The sequence below is a fragment of the Myroides sp. ZB35 genome, assembly GCF_001865835.1.
Lineage (GTDB): Bacteria > Bacteroidota > Bacteroidia > Flavobacteriales > Flavobacteriaceae > Flavobacterium > Flavobacterium odoratimimum.
In genome coordinates, this window is sequence record NZ_CP017769.1 from 250,087 (window position 1) to 265,933 (window position 15,847).

Sequence of the window (15,847 nt, forward strand, 5' to 3'; positions counted from 1 at the left end):
CTATCTAGTACTAAGTTTTCTCTTTTTTCTATTTTTAACAATACCATTTAGTACCACTGTACTCAAAATCAACAAGGCTCCTATATAAAACTCTAGGGTCATTTTCTCACTGTCTTTAAAGATAGCCACAGCTAATAAAATACCATACACTGGCTCTAGGTTAATAGTCAGCATCACTGTAAAAGGCGTTAAATAGCGCATAATATACACAGAGCCTAAAAAAGCAAATGCAGTACATACTGTACCTAAAAGTAAAAGCCACATCCAATCATTTAGACTAACCTCAAAGAATTCTATAGTAAAACCTCCTGTAATCAATAATACTAAGGAAAGGACTATAAGCCCTCCTAACATTTCATAAAATGTAATAACAGGAGCAGCAGTATGCACGATTAGTTTACTATTAATGATAGAAAACAAAGCTGATAAACAAGCTGCAATTAGTCCTAAGAGTATTCCTTCTATATACTCTCCACTCACACTAAAGATTAAAGTCAAAGCACATATAACTATAAAGCCAAAGAAAACTTCATAGCTTACTACCTTTCTCTTTAAAATTAGTGGTTCTAAAATGGAGGCAAAAAAAGCTCCTGTGGACAAACAAGCTAATGTGATAGAAATATTAGAAACCTTTATGGCTAAAAAGAAAGTTAGCCAGTGTAGCGCAATAACTACACCTGCTCCTAAAAACTGTATAATACGATGTTTGGGCGCTTTTATAGATTGCTTTGTAAAAACATAAAATACTAATAATGTAATTACTGCTATTAAAATTCGATACCATACTAATGGCAGAGCTTCTAGAGAAATTAATTGTCCTAGAATAGCTGTAAATCCCCATATAAAAACAATTAAATGGAGATATATCTGACTTTTTATATTATCTGCGAGCATTTCGAAGTAAGAATATTGCTAGAATACCAAAAACAACATTAGGTAGCCATACCGCTACTAAAGGTGGAATACTAGACGCTTCTGCCAATGTACCAAATATCTTATCAAAGAAGACATAGATAAACGCTAAAGCAATCCCTATGGCTAAGTTCATTCCCATCCCTCCTCTTCTCTTCATAGAAGAAACAGATACCGCAATAATCGTTAGAATAAACGCTGATACAGGTACACTATATTTTTTATACAAAACGACTAAATATACATTAATATTAGAAGACCCTCTCATTTGCTCCTTTTCTATGAATCGTTTTAAAGGCCCTAATTGCATTGTTTCTGCAGCGTATACTACAGGAGTAAGATCATCTATATCGAAGTCAAGCTTCATTTCTTTCTCATCAGCTCTTTCAAAATGATCTTCAGTTTCTCCTATCTCTCTATTAAAATAACTAAATAACGTATAGGTCTCTGTCTCAGGATTCCATACAATACGGTTAGCCGTCGTTTTTGAAGTCATCTTATTTCCATCGAATACTTCTAATGAAAAGTTATATCCTGTCTTACTATTGTAGTTAAAGTTACTTACATAAATAAACTCAGTAGGGCTAATCTGTCGATATACGTTCTGGCTCTCCCGTACCTCTGTACTCTTCATATACTTATAACGGAAATCATTATACCCTTGACTAGCTTTAGGTACAATAAAAACAGACATTACTAAAGCAAAAATAGAAATAAAAGTAGCCCCGATAATATAAGGGCGTAAAAAACGAGTAAAGGAAATTCCCGAACTAAGTATTGCTACAATTTCTGTATTATTAGCTAGCTTAGAAGTAAACCAGATAATAGAGATAAATAACAATATAGGAAACAACATATTAGCAAAATAGATTGTAAAGTCCAAGTAGTACATTAATACTGCTGGCAAGGGTACCTTATTTGCTAATATCTTGTTTATTTTTTCAGAAACATCAATTATGATTCCTATAGGCACAAAAAGCAATAATAACACAAAGAACGTTACTAAGTATCTTTTGAGTATATACCAATCTAATATTTTCATATAATTACTATTTGATGCTTCTTTATATTTTGATTAAATTATAAACGGTTATCCATTTGTTTCACCATCTTATTTTTCCACTCTGTAAAAGTACCTGCTAAAATCTGACGACGAGCTTCACGTACTAACCATAAATAGAATCCTAAGTTATGTATCGTTGCGATTTGTTTACCTAATGATTCATTAGCTGCAAACAAGTGACGTAAATAAGCTTTTGAATAAGCTGTATCTACCCATGTATATCCATTCTCATCAATAGGAGAAAAATCATCTTCCCATTTCTTATTCTTCATGTTCATAGAACCATGAGCAGTAAATAACATACCATTACGAGCATTACGTGTAGGCATTACACAGTCAAACATATCTACTCCTAAAGCAATATTTTCTAGAATATTAATAGGTGTACCTACTCCCATTAAATAACGAGGTTTATCTTGTGGTAGAATATTTGTTACTAACTCTGTCATTGCATACATCTCTTCTGCTGGCTCACCTACTGATAACCCTCCAATGGCATTACCATCAGCACCTATATTAGCAATATACTCTGCAGACTGTTCACGTAGATCCTTAAAAGTACTTCCTTGTACAATAGGGAATAACGTTTGAGAATATCCATACATCTCTGGTACTTTAGTTAAATGATCTACACATCTATCTAACCATCTGTGTGTACGATGCATAGACCTCTTAGCATATCTATAATCACATGGATAAGGAGTACACTCATCAAAAGCCATAATAATATCAGCTCCGATAGTACGCTGAATCTCCATTACACTCTCTGGTGAAAAGAAGTGATAAGAACCATCGATATGAGACTTAAACTTCACACCTTCTTCCTTAATCTTTCTATTAGATGATAAAGAATATACTTGGAATCCTCCACTATCTGTTAAGATATTACGATCCCAATTCATAAACTTGTGTAACCCTCCAGCTTGCTTAAGAATCTCCATTTTAGGTCTTAAATAAAGGTGATAAGTATTACCTAAAATAATGTCAGGGTTAATCTCTTCTGATAATTCACGTTGGTGAACTCCTTTTACAGAAGCTACAGTTCCAACTGGCATAAAAATAGGTGTCTCAATAACACCGTGATCAAGCGTAATCTTCCCAGCACGTGCACGAGAATTTACGTCTGTATGTAATAAATCGAACTTCATAATTATTATTTACAACTCGCAAAGATAAAGCAAAACTATGGATGCTTTTAATTTTTAATATTTTTTTCTATTCTACTCTCAAACGAACTCTTACTGAACTTTTCTTCTTAAAATAAGCCATATTACAATAGGTGCTCCGAATATAGAAGTAACAGCATTAATAGGCAACAAGAACTGCTCTCCTTTTATTTGGGTAAGCATATCACATATCAACATTAAGACTCCTCCTAATAAAGCTGTAGTAATAATCAAATAGCGATGACTACTCACTTTCAATAACAACCTTGCTATATGAGGCACTGCTAATCCGATAAACGCAATAGGCCCTACTAATGCAGTCGATATCCCTGCTAGAAGACTAGTGACTAAAATAATCATATTACGCGCCTTCTTAACATTAATCCCCATAGAAGATGCGTAATTATCACCCAATAACATTGCGTCTAAAGCTCTAATAAGTAACATACTTCCTAATACTCCTATCCCAACAACAATAGCAAAAAGAGTAATACTTTCCCAACTCAAGTTACCTAAACTTCCCAATGACCAAAACGCAAAACGCTTTAACTGCTCTGCAGAACTAAAATAGGTCAATATACCAACTATCGCATTAGCAAAGCTTCCAAACATTAATCCTACAATTAGAACAGTAACTGTATTTCGGACAGAATTAGAAACTAATAACACTAAAAAAAGTAAACCTAAGCTTCCTAAAATAGATACAAGAGCGATACCATAAGTAGAAGTAAAAATAGAAACAACAGTTGTTGGTAAAAAAGATACACCTAATATCAATATAGCAACACCTAAGCTCGCTCCAGAACTTATTCCTAACACATAACTTTCTGCCATAGGGTTCCGAAACAGCGTCTGCATAAGCAGCCCACTTATAGAAAGGGCTACTCCTACCAGAACAGCTACAATGGCTTTAGGCAATCTATAATTAAGAATAATATAACGCCATGTCTCCTTCACCTCTTCCTCTCCTAGTAGCACACTTATCACTTTACTAAAAGGAATATGTATACTACCCATAGATATATTGAGAACAAAAAGAATTAACAAGACTGTTATTAAACCTATGAGACCTACTTTTTTACTCATAATTACTTTAGTTGTTCAAAAAACACAGGTTGGTAATTAGGTATAGATATCTCTGGATGTAAAATATAGATCAAATCTTTCAATACTAAATCAGGGCGTGTCGGTCCTAATTCATAGAATAGACTTCCTCCTGTCTCTCCTTTTCTTGGAGAGAATGAATATACATTCTTATTTTTAAAAGCATTAAACTTAGCATAGTGCGGATTAGCATCTACTAACTGTTGAAGAGTTTCATATTGGGCTGGGTTAATCCAGAAAGATGCATCTATAGCTTTATCAAGTACCACCTCTAATGACAGAGATAAACTCCCCGTACCTTCTGTTTCTTTCCATAAATAGTCAGACTTAGCGTCTTTAAAATATATAGCCATCCAACTTTGCCCTTGAGGAGTGTACCACACATCTTGATACATAGCACCACTCATCACAGTCGGATTATTTTTAGCATCTTTCACTAAAGCTTGTGCATCCTTATAATCTTGAACTATGTTATCAAAAAAGGTCTTAGCCTCTTTTTCTTTACCATATAAAGCACCAAATAGTTTAATCCACTCCGCTTTACCTAAAGGTGTCTGCTCCACCCAATCACCATTATATACTACAGGTATCCCGCTCTTTTCTATTAATTGTAAAGCTTGATTAGAACCATCCATAGCGAATGCTACAATAACTGAAGGATTTAAATCTAATAATAACTCTGTATTTAATTGTTCATTTTGTCCTACTTCCTTAATATGATTATCATTTATTAACTTTCTAATCGAAGGAGATGATACATAATTTAACCCTGGAAAACCTTTCAATGACTTTTCTTCTTCTAACACTACTAATGAAGGAAGGTGTGTAGTAGAAGTAACTACTATAGACTGTACTGGTACTTTTATACTAGGAAGTGCTTTTAACGAATCAGGTATCTCCTGTTTACCTCCTTTATACAACACATATTTAAAGCTTTTATCCGCTCCTACCCAAGCCTGTTTTACATTTACCACCGAGTATTGCTCATGTGCTTCAATACTTAATCCTTGTGCATATTCTATAACATTTACCTTAGCGTTAGAACTAGTATCAGTGTTACTCTCTTTCTTACAAGATATAAATACAGTAGTTACTAAAAAGAATAAAGAATAAATCTTCCAGTTTTTCATAATTATCTAATTGGTTTAAATACAAAAATAGAACATTATTAAATATTAAAAATATAAATCGACTACCTCAGTAATAGATTGATCAAATACGATTTTCGAAAACTACGTAGGAATTATTCAAAAACTTATTTACATTTATATTATGTTTGTACATATAGATCAATATAAATGAAGAAAAAGACATCTATTAAAAACTTACTTTTTTTTGGAGCACTAGTATTAGGAGCTATTATGACTTTTATATACTTCCCAACCAAAAGTGACACCAAACCTACTTTAAAACAAAATGAGTATGGAACTTTTAATAATCCAGAAGTGGCTTATAAAGAATGTCAAAAATTACTAATTCAACTTTCTAATGACCTGAATAAAGGGATCCCTACTAACAAAACAAAGTAACCATGAAAAATACAGTAAAAGCAATATTTATCTTTTTATTTACCTTGAGCGCTATCAATACATTTGCTCAAGATGAATTTCAAGCATTCGAAAAGAACAAACAAGTAAATGCTGTAGTTGTAAATCAAAAGATGTTCGAAATGATGGCCAATGTAAAGGTAGAACCTACAAGCCAAGAAGAAAAAGCATATTTAAATCTAATCAAAAAATTAACTTCATTAAAGGTATTTAATACCGCTTCAGCTTCTTTAAAAGAAGAAATGAAAGCAGCAGTATCTAAGCATGTCTCTTCTGCTTCTTTAAAAGAGTTCTCTAGCAATAAAGATAATGGTGGTAATATCACGATATATATCAATCAAAATGGGTCTGCTAACAACATAAGCAACCTACTTCTTTTCAACGAAAACAGTAAAGAGAATATAGTAATGATCTTGACAGGGCAGTTCTCACTAAATGAGATATCGTCTTTAACCTCTAAAATGAATTTACCGATTGGAGATTCATTAAACAAAATAAAGTAATCAAAATATAAAGCATAAAAAAAGCAGAGATTATAATCTCTGCTTTTTTTTGTGACCCGACTGGGGCTCGAACCCAGGACCCCAACATTAAAAGTGTTGTGCTCTACCAACTGAGCTATCGAGTCATTGACAAACTGTTTGTTTCTCAATTGCTATGCAAAGGTAGACCTTTTTTTATATCTCACAAATTACAAACCAACCTTTTTTCCTAGATTTATCAAGGGATAGCCGTAAAACACAGTAAATGAATTAATAGCATTTTAAAAAAATATAAACTTTTTTATTATACTACTTTCTTGCTATTTTTAAGAATAACGATTAATCTAAATAGACTTTCTAACTATACAATTAGACACAGCTTCTAAACATTCTCCTATTTTTTGACTACAAATATCTTATTTAACTTATCACCCTCCATTTAAAAAAAGAACATATACTTTTTATATACAATTAGTTACTCTCCTAATTCACGATAAAACCTCGCTTCTACCTCATCAAATAACTCCCATATAAATTAGATGACAATTATCATTTTAAATGTTAAAAATATTCTATACTTTAGTGTTAAAATAACAAAAATAAACAGATTATGACTTTACAAAACCTACCTCTTTACAACTTCAACAACGGTACCTTCATGATTATTATCTTTGGATTAGTCTGCGTAGGTCTAGTTGTGGCTTTATTTTTACTAATGGGGCCTTCTAAGAAAAATGACGAGAATAGTGATGAGACAAATCAACAGTAAAAAAAAAGCTACTTAACCAAATTAAGTAGCTTTTTCTTTTAAAGACCCCCTACAGCGCTTCTATCTTATATGTGACCATGATGGGATTCGAACCCATACGTCTTGCGACACCACCCCCTCAAGATGGCGAGTCTACCAATTCCTCCACATGGCCTAAACGAATACATTTACCAACACCTTACTAAAGGTAAAGAAAATTAATATTCAAAAACAAAAAAAGCTACTCTTGTTAGAATAGCTTTTGTGACCCGACTGGGGCTCGAACCCAGGACCCCAACATTAAAAGTGTTGTGCTCTACCAACTGAGCTATCGAGTCCGATATCGTTTTTGAAATAGATTTTTTATTTTAGTGACCCGACTGGGGCTCGAACCCAGGACCCCAACATTAAAAGTGTTGTGCTCTACCAACTGAGCTATCGAGTCAATTTATTTCTAAAACTGATATCTGTATGTATTATTTTGTGACCCGACTGGGGCTCGAACCCAGGACCCCAACATTAAAAGTGTTGTGCTCTACCAACTGAGCTATCGAGTCAAATACCAATTCCTAAAAATTGATATAATAATATATGTGTTTTCTTAGTGACCCGACTGGGGCTCGAACCCAGGACCCCAACATTAAAAGTGTTGTGCTCTACCAACTGAGCTATCGAGTCATGCAATTTTGAAATAGAAATGTTAAGTCTTCTTAGTGACCCGACTGGGGCTCGAACCCAGGACCCCAACATTAAAAGTGTTGTGCTCTACCAACTGAGCTATCGAGTCGTTATTTCAATTCCTGATTGCGGGTGCAAATATAGAAGCTTTTTTTAAAAATCCGACACATATTTGTTTTATTTTTGACTTTTATTTTTCAATTCATCCTAACACTCTAATAAACAACCCCTTGTTTTTATGAAAAAAATTATTCTTTTAGGCTATATGGGTTCTGGTAAATCAACTATTGGTAAAATACTGGCAGAACAACTAAAACTAAACTTTATAGATTTAGACAACGAAATAGAGAAAAAACATCAAATATCGATTTCAACCCTGTTTGAAACGAAAGGAGAAATCTATTTTAGGAAGCAAGAACACCTATTATTACACGAGATAATAGATACTCAAGATAACTTTATTCTTAGCTTAGGTGGAGGAACACCATGCTATGCTAATAATCATTTAGCTCTACAGAGAGAGGATATCTCCTCATTCTATTTAAAAGGTTCTATTAAAACACTAGCAGATCGTCTAGAAAAAGAAAAAGAGCATCGTCCTCTTCTTAATCAGAATTCAGACGATACTCTTGAAATTTTCATTGCTAAGCATTTATTTGATCGTAGTTATTTCTACCATCAGGCTAAAACTATTATAGCTATAGATGATAAAACTCCTGAGCAAGTAACCCAAGACATCCTTAATCATCTTAATTAGCTTAAATAAGCATACTCTTCGTCTCCATCAAAGACAACCTGAATATGCTCTAATAATGATGTAGATAATGATATCCCTTTAAAGTCCGCTTTAACGGGATATTTTTTATGGTTACGGTCTACTAGTACCGCCGTTTTTAATTTCTTTAATGGCACTTCTAAGAAATGCTTTACGCCGTATATTAATGTTGCTCCAGAATTTAGCACGTCATCTACTAGTACAACACACTTATCTGTATAGACTGTACTCTCTAATGAAGTCTCTATTGGATTAATCGGATTCTGTTTATCTATACGCACTTCACAAAGAATTACTTTTATAGAAGAAATCTCTTGTAATGCTTCACTGATCTTTTGAGCAAAAGTATATCCACTATTTGCTACACCAGCGATTACTATTTCATCCTCATCTATATAAGTCTCATAGATCTGATAAGCTATACGTTTAGTAGTAAACTTAATTTGCTCTTTAGTTAAAATGATTTTTTTAGTCATGTTGTTTATTAATTATAAAAAATAACTCTCTACCTGCTCTAGGCTTAATAGAGTTATGTGCTGTTTCTAAAACTTGTATATTGAACTTTTCCTTAAACAACTCTAAGTACTCTTCTTTATTACCACCAAAAGGAGGAGTCTCTTGATTAAAGTAACAATCAAATAATACCCCTACTAGCTTTCCTCCTGGTTTTAATAAGTCATGCATCTTCTCTACATAATCACTTCTCTTATTGATAGGCAACGAACAGAAGAACGTTTGTTCTATAATAAGATCATATTGTCCCTCATGTTCAAAGAAATCTTCTAAAATCACATCACCATAAGGAAAGTTATTCATCAATCCATACGCTTCTAAAGCACCAGCAATAGTAAAGTCTAATCCACTAATATTAGTAAAATCATTATCATATAAATACATCAACTCATGCCCATGGCCTATACCTGGTACTAAAATAGCTAAATCCTTTTTGGTCAATTGATCGATGTATTGCTGAATAGGTGTTGTTATACTACCAGCATTCCATTGTGCCTCACTATTAGCATACTTCTTCTCCCAAAACTCTTTATCAAACATCCTCTTCCCTCTCTTTAAAAGAATTATCTCTCTCTATACTATCTTCTCCTTCTATGATATCATCGTCTTCATAGTCGTGAAAATCATCTATATCTCTTCTATCTTTCTTAGTAGGACGTCCAGTCCCTTTAGCTCTATAATAGTCCTTCGATAACTTTAATAACTCTAAGTGCTCAAATGCCTCTGCAGGAGTCTCATCCTTGCGGTAAATATCAACTAATTTAGCTCCTACTCTATTAGCAGGTATATCTAATACTGTTAATTTATAAGTTATTTGATCTTTTCTCAATGTGATTTTATCCGTTGGGAAGACTTCTCTAGAGGCTTTAGCCGCTTGTCCATTCACCGTGATATGCCCCTTTTTACAAGCTTCTGTTGCTATATTTCTAGTTTTATAGTATCTAATACACCATAAATATTTATCAATTCGCATAATTTCGTATTAAATTTCTCTAACAAAGTACACAAAAATAAAGTAAAATTGTATCTTGCACTACTAAAATAAGTCAAAAAATGAATAGATTATTTACAGTTTTAGGTCTTGCTTTTCTAGGACTAACAGCTGCCAATTGTAATAAAGATGACGGTAATGGTGGAAATGAAGTTGTAAACCTAAGAGACCGTAAAGAAGTTCGTGATGAAAATGCAAAGCAAATAGAAGAGTTCTTAGCTAAAAACTACTTGATTATTGAAGGAGATAATATTCGTTTTGATAGTATTAGTAATCCTAATAAACCTAATCCTAATGTAGTACCTCTTAAAGATGATAAAAGAATCAAAATAGAGCAACAAATCATTACATCTGACAACTACGAATACGAAGCTGTTAGAAACCCTAATGGTACTACTTCTTTAAAGTTTTCTAAACCTAAAGACGAATTAGAATATACTATAGCTTATTTTATTGTTCCTGATGCTGATGGAAACAAACAAGAAGGAAAAGGAGACTATATCTCTACTATAGATTCTGTATTTGTAAAGACTAAATCTTATTCTTTAAAGAATGAATCTTTTGACAATAATGGAAGTATAGGTAATTATTACTCATTCCCTATTACACTACAGGAGTTCGCTCTTATGTCACAAGGTAATTATGGTCTTATACCTGCTCAGTTAAAAACAGCAGAAAGACAACTATTAACTAAAGTAAAAACAGCTACTGGTATACAATTAGGTGATAATGGTATCCCTACTTATGAAAAAGGATCAGCAGGTAGAATTATTGCTTTTATCCCATCAGGTGTAGGATATTTCAATGCTGGATTCGGGTCTAAACTTAAAGCATACCAACCACATATCATCGATATGACGCTTGTAGCGAAAAGAGAGCGTGATCACGATGGGGATGGTATCCTTTCAAAATATGAAGCGAAACAAGTAATCGAAAAATCATCAGAACTAGGAAGAGCACTTACAGATGATGAGATACGTGCACTTAAATTAACGATTAAAGATTACTTTGACTTTGATACAGATGGTGACGGTGTACCTAACTTCTTAGACGATGACGATGATGGTGATGGTGTACTTACTAAAACTGAATTACAGTATAAAGACAAAAACAACAAAAAAGCATATTACCAATACTATGACTCTATTCTAAAAACTTGTTCTAATGTATTTAGATACCTAGACAGAGCATGTTTCCCAGATCAAAAAGATGGTGAGGTAATTTGGCCTACTAAAAAATAACAAATAAGATTATATACAAAGAGGTAGATTGATTCTACCTCTTTTTTTTGTCCTACTCCATTCATTATACTACTATACAAAAAAACCTGCTTGATTGCTCAAGCAGGTTTTTATATATTAGATATACTCTTAATTATCTTTTGAATTTACGGTTGATTACTAACTGTGCTTTCTCAACGATAGCTGCAGCGTTTAAACCATATTTTTCCATTAATTGCTCTGGAGTACCAGATTCACCGAAAGTATCTTGTACAGCTACAAATTCTTGTGGTAATGGGTTATTTAAAGCTAATACTCTAGATACGCTTTCTCCTAGACCTCCTAAGAAGTTGTGCTCTTCAGCAGTAACTATACATCCTGTTTTTGCTACAGATTTTAAGATAGCCTCTTCATCAAGAGGTTTGATAGTATGGATATTGATTACCTCAGCAGAGATTCCTTTTGCTTCTAACTCTTCAGCAGCGATTAAAGCTTCCCATACTAAGTGTCCTGTAGCTACGATAGTCACATCTGTACCCTCGTTTAACATAACAGCTTTACCGATAACAAACTTCTCATCAGCAGGCATAAAGTTAGGCACTACTGGACGTCCAAATCTTAAATAAACAGGTCCATCATACTCAGCAATAGCTAAAGTAGCCGCTTTGGTTTGGTTGTAATCACATGTATTGATTACAGTCATATTAGGCAACATCTTCATTAATCCGATATCTTCTAAGATTTGGTGAGTAGCACCATCTTCACCTAGTGTTAATCCAGCGTGAGAAGCACATATCTTCACATTCTTCTCAGAGTATGCTACAGACTGACGAATTTGATCATAAACACGTCCTGTAGAGAAGTTAGCAAAAGTTCCTGTAAAAGGAATTTTACCTCCGATAGTCATACCTGCAGCTAATCCAATCATATTCGCTTCAGCAATTCCTACTTGAAAGAAACGCTCTGGGTGATTCTTTTTAAAATCATCCATTTTTAACGAACCGATTAAGTCAGCACATAATGCTACTACATTCTCATTCTTTTGTCCTAATTCAGTAAGTCCTGCACCGAATCCTGAACGTGTATCTTTACTTCCTGTATTTGTATATTTTTTCATTTTTGATTCAATTTAAGTGGATTAATAATCTCCGAATGATGTTTCTGGATTTTGTTTTAAAGCTTCTTCTAATTGTGCATCACTAGGAGCTTTACCATGCCATGCATGTGTATTCATCATGAAGTCTACTCCATTACCCATTTCTGTTTTTAACAATACACATACAGGTTTTCCTTTACCTGTTTTAGCTTTTGCTAATTCATATCCAGCTACGATTGAATCAATATCATTTCCTTTCTCTATCTCTATAACCTCCCAATCAAATGCTTCAAACTTAGCTTTCATAGAACCTAAATTTAATACATCATCAGTTGGTCCGTCGATTTGTTTTCCGTTTAAATCTACAGTAGCGATTACATTATCCACCTTCTTAGCAGATGCATACATAATAGCTTCCCAGTTTTGTCCTTCTTGTAACTCACCATCTCCCATTAAAACATAAACAAGGTGATTATCCTTATTTAATTTTTTAGCTTGAGCTGCTCCTACTGCTACTGAAAGTCCTTGTCCTAATGAACCTGACGCCATACGCACTCCTGGTAATCTATCATGAGTACATGGATGTCCTTGTAAACGCGTATTGATTTTTCTGAAAGTAGCTAATTCACTTACTGGAAAATATCCACTGCGTGACAATACGCTATAAAATACTGGTGAAATATGTCCATTAGATAAGAAGAAGATATCCTCCTCTGTTCCGTCCATATTAAACCCTTCTTTTCTATCCATTAACTTTTGATACAAAGTCACTAAAAACTCTGCACATCCTAAAGATCCTCCTGGGTGTCCAGAACTTACAGCATGTACCATTCTAAGAATATCTCTTCTTACTTGAGTAGTTAACTCTGTTAATTGTTGTGTGTTTGGTTTCATTATTTTTTCAATAAATATTTACACACAAATATAAGATTATTTTACGGTAATCACTGTCTTTTTAAAACACTAAATAGTTCATAAATCTTTACCGTAAGAAGTCTTCTTATAAAACTCTTTATGAATACTTATTTAAAACAAAAAAAGGAGACCTTATCAGTCTCCTCTTCTATCTCATATAGATTGCTGTTATTTAGACAGACTTGCCATAAATGGATCCGTTATACTTGATTGACCATTTTCGATATGACCAGCATAATGTTGCTTCCACTCTTTATCTTCTTTACAACTTATCATTAAATCATACCAACCATTTGATCCGGTATAATCCCATTTAAGTAACTCTTCTTTATTAGGAGACAACTCTATAATCATTGCCTTTTTTAGATACAAACTATTATCTAAAGCAACATTTACAGTATCCGCGCCATTATTTTTTAATTTCACAGAGATACTTAAATCCGTGTGTAAAAAAACCTCAATATAAATATCTAAATTACTCTTACTTCCCTTAAAGCTTCTAAAGAACCCATTAGGTCCATGTATATTATAGTGATACTGCTCTCCATCTTCTACCTTCCAGTAATAATCCATTGGTTCATTATCTCTAACCGCAAAGTCCCAAATGCCTCTTGACGGGCTAGCTCCTAACATATCATATACTTGTACAGGAGCTGCATACACCTTATTCTTTAACTGATTAGACTCAACCGTGAAATCCATTTGTAACTGCGTTTTACTTCCTGCCAGTTTCACATTTGCATTCAGATTATAAGGTAAAGCACATGCCTTCTTTATTCCTTCTTCTTGTTTAGGAAATTTGGATAACAGTGTCCAATGTTTAGCCCCTAATACCTCTTTTTTTGTAAACGCATTAAAGTCTCCAGGTACCTTCTTCTCTTTTGCATTCATGATTCTAGCGATATAGTCCTTCCGATCTACGAAGTCTAAGTTTACCTCTCTTAGATCGCATTCAGATTGGAATACACTCGTCATATTACCACACACCTCTCTTCTCCAGCTAGATATATTCTCTTCGATAACTTGTTTACCTGTCTTTTTTTCGATGAAATATTCTAAGAACTGTATCGTAGAGGTCAAGTCTAACACCTCTGAGTTTACCCAGCCTCCTCTAGTCCAAGGCGAGGCTATAATCATAGGTACTCTATACCCTAATCCTATCGGGCTAGCTAATTGACTATCAGGTTTACCAGTTCTTACTCTTTCTTGTTCTTTAGTGACCCACTCATCTTGTGTATCCATTCCCTTAGCCACTTTTCCCATCGTCTTATCAGTCGTTAATGGTGGTACAAAAGGAGCAATATGATCAAAGTAACCATCATTCTCATCGTATGTCAACACAAATATTGTCTTCTTCCACACCTCTGGGTTCTTCGTTAGGATATCTATCGCTTCTGATAAATACCACGCCCCAAACCAAGGCGCTGAAGGATGATCCGAAAAGTTACACGGTGCAACTAACCAGCTTACCATAGGCAACTTATTTTCGTCTACATCCTTTCTAAACTGATAAAAAATATCTCCCTTAGGCACCTCCATCGTTTTCTCCACGCCTTTCTCCATATAAGTCATCTGTTCTAGCTTGTGATAATCTGGATCACTTGTGTTAGTAGTAAATGCCTTTTTGTGAATAGCTTTATCAAATTCACTTAATGCTTCAAATTTAGAAGGAGAGTATAGATCAATATCTTTTTCTAGCTGCTGTATCTTACCTTCTATCTCTTGTACTTTATCCTTAGTAAGAGCTTTATCATTCAGACTTCCTTTTAGTCTCTCCAACTCTAGTACCATATAGTCATAATGAGCTTTGTGAAAACGCACATTATATTGCTTATAGAACTCTAAATTATTATCTGTAAAATTCGCTAACCAACTCTCTGCATACCAATCAAATCCCACAGGAACACTTAACTCATTCTGATATACTTTCCACGACACATTCGCTTTTTCTAATCGCTCTGGATAAGTAGTCCAACTGACATCTTTATAGTTTATCTGTCCATTATCTACATGAGCTACAGAGTTAGGGTCTCTTGGTTTCTCACGGATAGCCCCTGCCCAAAAATAAGATCGATTAGCACTCGTACCTGTCAGAGAAGAACAAAAGTGCTGATCACATACTGTAAAGGCATCTGCTAGAGCATAATAAAAAGGAATATCAGCTCGTGAGAAATATCCCATCGTCAGAGGTAAGTCTTTATACTCAGTATTTCCTGGTCGTTTGGCTATCAACCAATTATCCATTTTACCTTCATTACGAGCCTCTACCATATCCTTCCAGCTATGTGGCAATCCTCCCATCCAGGTCACCTTAGTATTCTCTATATCTAATCGAAACGGACCATACGTTTTCTGATTAGTATCTGTCTGAAACCACACTGGTAACCCATCTTTTAACTTCATCGCTCTAGGATCATTAAAACCTCTTACCCCTTTTAAAGTCCCAAAACAATGATCAAAAGATCTATTCTCTTGCATTAAGAAAACAATATGTTCTGCATCTAAGAACGTAGATCCTTCAGGAGCTTTGATATCAAATGCTCTCTGAATAGATGCAGGCATAGCCTCTGCGAAAAAGAGTCCGCTTGAAAATAAAGCGGATTTCTTTATAAAATCTCTTCTTGTTGTACTCATATA

Annotated in this window: 16 protein-coding genes and 7 tRNA genes; 5 read left to right on the top strand and 18 right to left on the bottom strand. The window is 34.0% G+C overall.

Translation table 11 applies throughout. The annotated features are described in order from the left end of the window. The 5 genes from BK054_RS01050 to BK054_RS01070 form a co-directional block, all read right to left on the bottom strand. Positions 1 to 894, bottom strand: coding sequence for a DMT family transporter (locus BK054_RS01050; protein WP_006265935.1), 894 nt, complete (start codon positions 892 to 894; stop codon positions 1 to 3). Continuing rightward, positions 881 to 1,954, bottom strand: coding sequence for an LptF/LptG family permease (locus tag BK054_RS01055; protein WP_006258768.1), 1,074 nt, complete (start codon positions 1,952 to 1,954; stop codon positions 881 to 883). Before BK054_RS01055 ends, BK054_RS01050 begins: the two co-directional genes overlap by 14 nt. 38 nt (positions 1,955 to 1,992) lie before the next feature. After that, positions 1,993 to 3,123: a tRNA guanosine(34) transglycosylase Tgt gene (tgt, locus tag BK054_RS01060; RefSeq protein ID WP_006265937.1), complete on the bottom strand. Its 1,131-nt coding sequence runs from the start codon at positions 3,121 to 3,123 to the stop codon at positions 1,993 to 1,995. Between the two features lie 90 nt (positions 3,124 to 3,213). Continuing rightward, positions 3,214 to 4,227 carry an iron ABC transporter permease gene (locus tag BK054_RS01065; RefSeq protein ID WP_006265938.1) on the bottom strand — a complete coding sequence of 338 codons (1,014 nt, stop codon included), beginning with the start codon at positions 4,225 to 4,227 and terminating at the stop codon, positions 3,214 to 3,216. A gap of 2 nt (positions 4,228 to 4,229) precedes the next feature. Then, complete coding sequence (locus BK054_RS01070; protein WP_006265941.1) at positions 4,230 to 5,375, bottom strand: ABC transporter substrate-binding protein; 1,146 nt, start codon at positions 5,373 to 5,375, stop codon at positions 4,230 to 4,232. 168 nt (positions 5,376 to 5,543) lie between these two features. Here BK054_RS01070 and BK054_RS01075 point away from each other — a divergent pair, with 168 nt between their 5' ends. Next, positions 5,544 to 5,774 (top strand): hypothetical protein, encoded by a 231-nt coding sequence (locus tag BK054_RS01075; RefSeq protein WP_006258772.1) that lies wholly within the window; start codon positions 5,544 to 5,546, stop codon positions 5,772 to 5,774. 2 nt (positions 5,775 to 5,776) lie between these two features. After that, positions 5,777 to 6,295 (top strand): DUF4252 domain-containing protein, encoded by a 519-nt coding sequence (locus tag BK054_RS01080; RefSeq protein WP_006265942.1) that lies wholly within the window; start codon positions 5,777 to 5,779, stop codon positions 6,293 to 6,295. A 52-nt stretch (positions 6,296 to 6,347) separates the two neighbouring features. Here BK054_RS01080 and BK054_RS01085 read toward each other — a convergent pair. Next, a tRNA-Lys gene (locus tag BK054_RS01085) sits at positions 6,348 to 6,420 on the bottom strand. A gap of 464 nt (positions 6,421 to 6,884) precedes the next feature. On the opposite strand from BK054_RS01085, the gene BK054_RS18415 reads away from it, so the two are divergent. Continuing rightward, the gene (locus BK054_RS18415) at positions 6,885 to 7,043 is read left to right on the top strand and encodes a hypothetical protein (protein WP_006258775.1); all 159 of its coding nucleotides are present in this window, start codon (positions 6,885 to 6,887) and stop codon (positions 7,041 to 7,043) included. A gap of 72 nt (positions 7,044 to 7,115) precedes the next feature. On the opposite strand, the gene BK054_RS01090 is transcribed toward BK054_RS18415, so the two are convergent. The 6 genes from BK054_RS01090 to BK054_RS01115 form a co-directional block, all read right to left on the bottom strand. Continuing rightward, positions 7,116 to 7,197 (bottom strand) — tRNA-Leu (locus BK054_RS01090). A 90-nt stretch (positions 7,198 to 7,287) separates the two neighbouring features. After that, positions 7,288 to 7,360 (bottom strand) — tRNA-Lys (locus BK054_RS01095). A 34-nt stretch (positions 7,361 to 7,394) separates the two neighbouring features. After that, positions 7,395 to 7,467: transfer RNA gene (locus tag BK054_RS01100), tRNA-Lys, on the bottom strand. 39 nt (positions 7,468 to 7,506) lie between these two features. Next, positions 7,507 to 7,579, bottom strand: a tRNA-Lys gene (locus BK054_RS01105). A gap of 48 nt (positions 7,580 to 7,627) precedes the next feature. Further along, positions 7,628 to 7,700: transfer RNA gene (locus BK054_RS01110), tRNA-Lys, on the bottom strand. Between the two features lie 36 nt (positions 7,701 to 7,736). Next, a tRNA-Lys gene (locus BK054_RS01115) sits at positions 7,737 to 7,809 on the bottom strand. A gap of 129 nt (positions 7,810 to 7,938) precedes the next feature. Between BK054_RS01115 and BK054_RS01120 the strand changes: the two genes are divergently transcribed. Further along, positions 7,939 to 8,457 (top strand): shikimate kinase, encoded by a 519-nt coding sequence (locus tag BK054_RS01120; RefSeq protein WP_006264370.1) that lies wholly within the window; start codon positions 7,939 to 7,941, stop codon positions 8,455 to 8,457. On the opposite strand, the gene BK054_RS01125 is transcribed toward BK054_RS01120, so the two are convergent. The 3 genes from BK054_RS01125 to BK054_RS01135 are packed head-to-tail and all read right to left on the bottom strand — an operon-like array spanning position 8,454 to position 9,961. Continuing rightward, complete coding sequence (locus BK054_RS01125) at positions 8,454 to 8,951, bottom strand: phosphoribosyltransferase family protein (protein ID WP_006265943.1); 498 nt, start codon at positions 8,949 to 8,951, stop codon at positions 8,454 to 8,456. The two genes, BK054_RS01120 and BK054_RS01125, sit on opposite strands and share 4 nt — an antisense overlap. Continuing rightward, entirely contained in the window at positions 8,944 to 9,528 is a 585-nt protein-coding gene (locus BK054_RS01130) for an SAM-dependent methyltransferase (RefSeq protein ID WP_006265944.1), read from the bottom strand. Before BK054_RS01130 ends, BK054_RS01125 begins: the two co-directional genes overlap by 8 nt. Continuing rightward, a complete protein-coding gene (locus BK054_RS01135) occupies positions 9,521 to 9,961 on the bottom strand; it encodes an RNA-binding S4 domain-containing protein (RefSeq protein WP_006265945.1) in 441 nt (146 codons plus the stop codon). The genes BK054_RS01130 and BK054_RS01135 overlap by 8 nt, the downstream gene beginning before the upstream one ends. 80 nt (positions 9,962 to 10,041) lie before the next feature. Here BK054_RS01135 and BK054_RS01140 point away from each other — a divergent pair, with 80 nt between their 5' ends. After that, entirely contained in the window at positions 10,042 to 11,220 is a 1,179-nt protein-coding gene (locus tag BK054_RS01140; protein ID WP_006261911.1) for an EF-hand domain-containing protein, read from the top strand. Positions 11,221 to 11,353: 133 nt separating this feature from the next. Here BK054_RS01140 and BK054_RS01145 read toward each other — a convergent pair whose 3' ends face one another. The 3 genes from BK054_RS01145 to BK054_RS01155 form a co-directional block, all read right to left on the bottom strand. Further along, positions 11,354 to 12,316: a transketolase family protein gene (locus BK054_RS01145; protein ID WP_006261912.1), complete on the bottom strand. Its 963-nt coding sequence runs from the start codon at positions 12,314 to 12,316 to the stop codon at positions 11,354 to 11,356. A gap of 21 nt (positions 12,317 to 12,337) precedes the next feature. After that, positions 12,338 to 13,189 carry a transketolase gene (locus BK054_RS01150; RefSeq protein ID WP_006258784.1) on the bottom strand — a complete coding sequence of 284 codons (852 nt, stop codon included), beginning with the start codon at positions 13,187 to 13,189 and terminating at the stop codon, positions 12,338 to 12,340. A 189-nt stretch (positions 13,190 to 13,378) separates the two neighbouring features. Then, positions 13,379 to 15,844: a phosphocholine-specific phospholipase C gene (locus tag BK054_RS01155; RefSeq protein WP_006265946.1), complete on the bottom strand. Its 2,466-nt coding sequence runs from the start codon at positions 15,842 to 15,844 to the stop codon at positions 13,379 to 13,381. Positions 15,845 to 15,847 lie beyond the last annotated feature (3 nt).

Coding starts and splice junctions, on each gene's coding strand:
- BK054_RS01155 (WP_006265946.1), bottom strand. CDS start 15,844: ATGAGTACAACAAGAAGAGATTTTATAAAGAAATCCGCTTTATTTTCA.
- BK054_RS01125 (WP_006265943.1), bottom strand. CDS start 8,951: ATGACTAAAAAAATCATTTTAACTAAAGAGCAAATTAAGTTTACTACT.
- BK054_RS01140 (WP_006261911.1), top strand. CDS start 10,042: ATGAATAGATTATTTACAGTTTTAGGTCTTGCTTTTCTAGGACTAACA.
- BK054_RS01055 (WP_006258768.1), bottom strand. CDS start 1,954: ATGAAAATATTAGATTGGTATATACTCAAAAGATACTTAGTAACGTTC.
- BK054_RS01145 (WP_006261912.1), bottom strand. CDS start 12,316: ATGAAAAAATATACAAATACAGGAAGTAAAGATACACGTTCAGGATTC.
- BK054_RS18415 (WP_006258775.1), top strand. CDS start 6,885: ATGACTTTACAAAACCTACCTCTTTACAACTTCAACAACGGTACCTTC.
- BK054_RS01065 (WP_006265938.1), bottom strand. CDS start 4,227: ATGAGTAAAAAAGTAGGTCTCATAGGTTTAATAACAGTCTTGTTAATT.
- BK054_RS01075 (WP_006258772.1), top strand. CDS start 5,544: ATGAAGAAAAAGACATCTATTAAAAACTTACTTTTTTTTGGAGCACTA.
- tgt (WP_006265937.1), bottom strand. CDS start 3,123: ATGAAGTTCGATTTATTACATACAGACGTAAATTCTCGTGCACGTGCT.
- BK054_RS01070 (WP_006265941.1), bottom strand. CDS start 5,375: ATGAAAAACTGGAAGATTTATTCTTTATTCTTTTTAGTAACTACTGTA.
- BK054_RS01050 (WP_006265935.1), bottom strand. CDS start 894: ATGCTCGCAGATAATATAAAAAGTCAGATATATCTCCATTTAATTGTT.
- BK054_RS01130 (WP_006265944.1), bottom strand. CDS start 9,528: ATGTTTGATAAAGAGTTTTGGGAGAAGAAGTATGCTAATAGTGAGGCA.
- BK054_RS01150 (WP_006258784.1), bottom strand. CDS start 13,189: ATGAAACCAAACACACAACAATTAACAGAGTTAACTACTCAAGTAAGA.
- BK054_RS01080 (WP_006265942.1), top strand. CDS start 5,777: ATGAAAAATACAGTAAAAGCAATATTTATCTTTTTATTTACCTTGAGC.
- BK054_RS01135 (WP_006265945.1), bottom strand. CDS start 9,961: ATGCGAATTGATAAATATTTATGGTGTATTAGATACTATAAAACTAGA.
- BK054_RS01120 (WP_006264370.1), top strand. CDS start 7,939: ATGAAAAAAATTATTCTTTTAGGCTATATGGGTTCTGGTAAATCAACT.